Consider the following 4,924-nt stretch of genomic DNA (forward strand, 5'->3'; position numbering starts at 1 on the left):
CAATAAAGGTACGGGAACATTCGATAAAATTAAAAATGCACTTTCACTGATAAAAACTCTGCGTGCGAATAATTACGACCTGGTCATTAATCTTACGGATCAGTGGATGGTGGCCCTGCTGGTACGTTGTTTACCTGCTCGTATGAAAATATCGCAGCTTTATGGTCATCGGCAGCATGGCATTTGGAAAAAAAGCTTTACACACTTAGCGCCTATACACGGTACACATATTGTTGAGCGTAATTTGTCGGTCCTTGAGCCATTAGGTATTACCGATTTTTATACTGAAACAACCATGAGTTACGCCGAGGATTGCTGGAAGAAAATGCGCCAGGAATTAGATGCACTGGGCGTGAAAGATCATTATGTCGTCATCCAGCCGACAGCCAGACAGATATTTAAGTGCTGGGACAACGATAAATTTTCTATGGTTATCGATGCGTTGCAACATCGTGGTTATCAGGTTGTGCTGACTTGTGGCCCTTCGGCAGATGATCTCGCTTGCGTAGATGAAATTGCACGAGGCTGCCAAACAAAACCTATTACCGGCCTTGCCGGTAAAACACGTTTTCCTGAACTGGGCGCATTAATTGATCATGCAGTGCTCTTTATTGGTGTGGATTCTGCGCCGGGGCATATTGCAGCGGCTGTGAAGACGCCAGTTATTAGCCTGTTTGGGGCCACTGATCATGTATTCTGGCGTCCATGGACCGAGAATATTATTCAGTTCTGGGCGGGGAATTATCAAAAAATGCCTACCCGGCACGAACTTGACCGCAACAAAAAATATCTTTCTGTTATTCCAGCGGAAGATGTCATTGCCGCTACGGAAAAGCTGTTGCCAGAAGATGCACCTTCAGCTGACAGGAATGCGCAATTATGATCGTGGCATTTTGCTTATATAAATATTTTCCATTTGGTGGGCTACAGCGTGACTTTATGCGTATTGCCTCAACAGTTGCCGCACGGGGCCACCATGTTCGGGTATATACACAGTCGTGGGAAGGCGATTGCCCGGAAGCATTTGAGCTTATTCGCGTACCGGTTAAATCCCATACTAACCATGGACGTAATGCAGAATATTATGCCTGGGTTCAAAACCATCTGAAGGCACATCCCGCTGATCGCGTTGTTGGCTTTAATAAGATGCCTGGGCTGGATGTTTATTTTGCCGCCGATGTCTGTTATGCCGAGAAAGTGGCGCAAGAAAAGGGATTTTTCTATCGTTTAACATCGCGCTATCGCCATTATGCTGCATTCGAGCGAGCGACTTTCGAACATGGTAAATCGACGAAACTTATGATGTTGACCGATAAGCAAATCGCCGATTTTCAGAAGCATTACCAAACTGAACCAGAACGTTTTCAAATTCTTCCCCCTGGTATCTATCCTGACAGAAAATACAACGCGCAAATCCCAAACAGTCGTGAAATTTATCGCCAGAAAAATGGCATCACTGAACAACAAAACTTATTGCTGCAGGTTGGTTCAGATTTTGGTCGTAAAGGTGTGGATCGCTCAATTGAAGCTTTGGCATCGTTACCAGAATCGTTACGCCATAATACGTTGTTGTTTGTTGTTGGCCAGGATAAACCGCGTAAATTTGAAGTGCTGGCAGAAAAACTCGGTGTGCGTAGTAAAGTGCATTTCTTTTCCGGGCGGAATGATGTGTCTGAATTAATGGCAGCCGCTGATTTATTAATGCATCCCGCTTATCAGGAGGCTGCAGGTATTGTTCTCCTTGAGGCAATTGCCGCGGGATTACCTGTGTTGACGACTGCGGTATGCGGATACGCACACTATATCACAGATGCTAATTGTGGAACGGTCATCGCTGAACCTTTCTCCCAGGAACAATTAAATGACGTTTTACGTAAAGCGTTAACTCAATCTCCATTGCGCATGGCCTGGGCGGAGAATGCTCGGTATTACGCCGATACTCAGGATTTATACAGCCTGCCGGAGAAAGCGGCAGATATCATTACAGGTGGTTTAGATGGTTGAATTAGAAGAGCCACTTGCCACACTCTGGCGTGGTAAAGATGCCTTTGCAGAAGTTAAAAAACTGAATGGCGAGGTCTTCCGTGAACTGGAGACGCGTCGCACATTACGCTTTGAACTGGCCGGCAAAAGTTATTTCCTCAAATGGCACAAAGGGACGACCCTAAAGGAGATTATAAAAAATCTGCTCTCATTGCGGATGCCCGTTTTAGGTGCAGACAGAGAGTGGCACGCTATTCATCGACTGCATGATGTCGGTGTTGATACGATGCACGGAATAGGATTTGGTGAAAAAGGGTTAAATCCATTAACTCGCACATCATTTATTATTACCGAAGATCTCACTCCCACAATTAGCCTTGAAGATTATTGTGCAGATTGGGCGGTCAACCCGCCTGATGTACATATTAAGCGTATGCTGATCGCGCGTGTGGCAACCATGGTGCGCAAAATGCATGCAGCAGGGATTAATCACCGTGATTGTTATATCTGCCACTTTTTACTCCATTTGCCATTTACTGGCCGGGAAGATGAATTAAAAATTTCGGTTATCGATCTGCACCGGGCACAGATACGTGCAAAAGTACCACGTCGTTGGCGGGATAAAGATTTGATTGGTTTATATTTCTCATCAATGAATATTGGTCTGACGCAGAGAGATATCTGGCGATTTATGAAGGTTTATTTTGGGATGCCTTTACGCGATATTTATAGACTTGAGATTGATTTACTTAAAAAGGCAAGGATTAAAGCAGGAAAAATAGAAGCAAGAACAATAAGAAAAAACTTGTAAATAGTATTTTATTACAAAAAGGGATTCTAAAATTGTTGAAATATAGAAACTTCGTTGCTAAGAAGAAAAATTTATACCAAAACGAAGTGTCGTATGTTAAAAATTTACATATTGCACTATGCTTTGACCGTGAATTCATAATGCCAGCGGGTGTTGCATTATATTCAATTATATCCAACAATAGACATATTAACCTTCATTTTCACCTTCTTATATCAGGCATAGAAGAAAAGGAGTGTTCAGCTTTTTACGAACTAGAAGGTCCTAATACATCAATATCTGTATATTATATAACTGATAAATTTGACATTAATCCGGATACATTAGTTCTTGGTATTCCTTTATCAACATGTTTACGTTTTTTAATCCCAGAAGTTATTGATGATAAAATAAATAAGATACTTTATCTTGACTGTGATGTCATATGTAATGGTCCTTTAGATGAACTGGTTGATTATAATTTAAATGCTGATATTGCATGTGTAATTCCAGATTCGCCAGAAATGCAAGAACGTGTAAAAAAATTAGACTATGGCATTGAGTTTATTAATTATTTTAATGCCGGGGTTATGTTTATTAATACCAGCGAATGGAAAAAAAATAATATAACACAAAAAGCGTTAGAAATGATCAACAGTGGAAAAGTATATAGGTATGCAGATCAGGATGTGCTCAATATTTTACTTAATGGACGAGTGCATTACCTTGATAAGAAGTACAATAATAAGACAACATTGTCAGTACGATGTGATGAAGAACAAAAAAACTTGCCCAACACAATTATAATGCATTATGTTACCCAGAATAAACCATGGTACAAAATATTTAGAGCACAAAATTTTGATCATTATTTTTCAAATTCTCCTTGGAAGAACCATAAAAGAAATCTAGCTCCATCATCAAGTGAGATTAGGTTAAAGTCTAAAGTTTTTTGGCTAGAAGGAAAATATTGTAAAGCCATTTCTTATTATTATAAGTATTTACTTGTTAAATTATTTGGCTTAAAGATTTAGCTGGAATGAAATTATGAAAATAGCCTTTATTGGCGAAGCTGTTTCTGGATTTGGCGGCATGGAAACAGTCATTCGTGATGTTATTACTACCTTCAGGCAACAACATATCCAAAGTGAAATTTTTTTCTTTTGTCGTAATGACAAAATGGATAAGGGATGGCTGGAAGGTATTAAGTACTCGTGTTCATTTTCCAATATTCGCTTAGGTTTTTTGCGTCGCGCGAAACATATTCATGCTTTAAGCAAATGGCTTCATGATTATCAGCCAGATGTTGTTATTTGTATTGACGTGATCTCGTGTTTGTATGCGGCCAAAGCTCGTAAAAAATCGGGGATTGATGTACCTGTATTTTCATGGCCGCATTTTTCTTTAGATCATAAAAAACATGCCGAATATATCACCTGTGCCGACTATCATTTAGCCATCAGCTCTGGTATTAAACAGCAAATGATTAGCCGGGGTGTACCAGAATCGACAATAAACGTTATTTTTAATCCCGTTGAGGCGAAAAATTCAGTCATTCCTGCACCCGGGGAAGGCGAAACGGCAACATTCATTTATGTTGGGCGCATGAAATTTGAAGGCCAAAAGCGCGTAAAAGATCTGCTTGATGGCTTATCACAAGTGCAAGGTGACTGGAAACTTCATGTATTGGGAGATGGCTCCGATTTCGAAAAATGCCAGGCTTATGGTAGAGAATTAAATATTGATGATCGAATTGTCTGGTATGGTTGGCAACAACATCCCTGGAAATTAGTTCAGCAAGATATTAAAAAAGTGAGTGCATTATTACTCACGTCATCTTTTGAAGGTTTCCCAATGACTCTACTTGAAGCCTTGTCGTGGGGGATCCCTTGTATCAGTGCAGATTGTGTCTCCGGGCCTGTTGATATCATTCAGCCTGATGTTAATGGTCATTTATATCAACCGGGGGATATGACCGGTTTTGTTGCTCTTCTCAATAAATACATAGCCGGTGAAATTCACATCGCACATGAAAAAATTCCGGCGTCGATCGATAAATTTTATCAACCGAAATATTACGACAGATTGCAAAAGATAATTATTTCTGTTATTTCCCGGAGGAAATAATGCAGCAGGTTTTTTTCCAGGAGA

The 4,924-nt window shown here is 40.4% G+C and carries 5 protein-coding genes; all 5 read left to right on the top strand.

The window, feature by feature from the left end; translation table 11 throughout:
- Positions 1 to 883, top strand: an 883-nt coding sequence (gene rfaQ / locus RTW80_RS22405; protein ID WP_312720251.1) for a lipopolysaccharide core heptosyltransferase RfaQ, incomplete at its 5' end; no start/stop codon positions are given.
- Positions 880 to 2,004 carry a lipopolysaccharide glucosyltransferase I gene (gene rfaG / locus RTW80_RS22410; RefSeq protein ID WP_000634277.1) on the top strand — a complete coding sequence of 375 codons (1,125 nt, stop codon included), beginning with the start codon at positions 880 to 882 and terminating at the stop codon, positions 2,002 to 2,004. The genes rfaQ and rfaG, both read left to right, overlap by 4 nt.
- Positions 1,997 to 2,794, top strand: a complete 798-nt coding sequence (gene rfaP / locus RTW80_RS22415) for a lipopolysaccharide core heptose(I) kinase RfaP (protein WP_000229740.1) — start codon at positions 1,997 to 1,999, stop codon at positions 2,792 to 2,794. The genes rfaG and rfaP overlap by 8 nt, the downstream gene beginning before the upstream one ends.
- A 32-nt stretch (positions 2,795 to 2,826) precedes the next feature.
- Positions 2,827 to 3,807, top strand: coding sequence for a glycosyltransferase family 8 protein (locus RTW80_RS22420; protein ID WP_000922462.1), 981 nt, complete (start codon positions 2,827 to 2,829; stop codon positions 3,805 to 3,807).
- Positions 3,808 to 3,820: 13 nt separating this feature from the next.
- Positions 3,821 to 4,900 (top strand): lipopolysaccharide 1,6-galactosyltransferase, encoded by a 1,080-nt coding sequence (gene waaB / locus RTW80_RS22425; RefSeq protein WP_000683959.1) that lies wholly within the window; start codon positions 3,821 to 3,823, stop codon positions 4,898 to 4,900.
- Positions 4,901 to 4,924: the final 24 nt, after the last annotated feature.

It is taken from the genome of Escherichia sp. AM3, assembly GCF_032029835.1.
Lineage (GTDB): Bacteria > Pseudomonadota > Gammaproteobacteria > Enterobacterales > Enterobacteriaceae > Escherichia > Escherichia coli.

Bases quoted from the DNA above. Each gene is read 5' to 3' on its own strand.
- rfaG (WP_000634277.1), top strand. From the start codon at position 880: ATGATCGTGGCATTTTGCTTATATAAATATTTTCCATTTGGTGGGCTA.
- rfaP (WP_000229740.1), top strand. From the start codon at position 1,997: ATGGTTGAATTAGAAGAGCCACTTGCCACACTCTGGCGTGGTAAAGAT.
- waaB (WP_000683959.1), top strand. From the start codon at position 3,821: ATGAAAATAGCCTTTATTGGCGAAGCTGTTTCTGGATTTGGCGGCATG.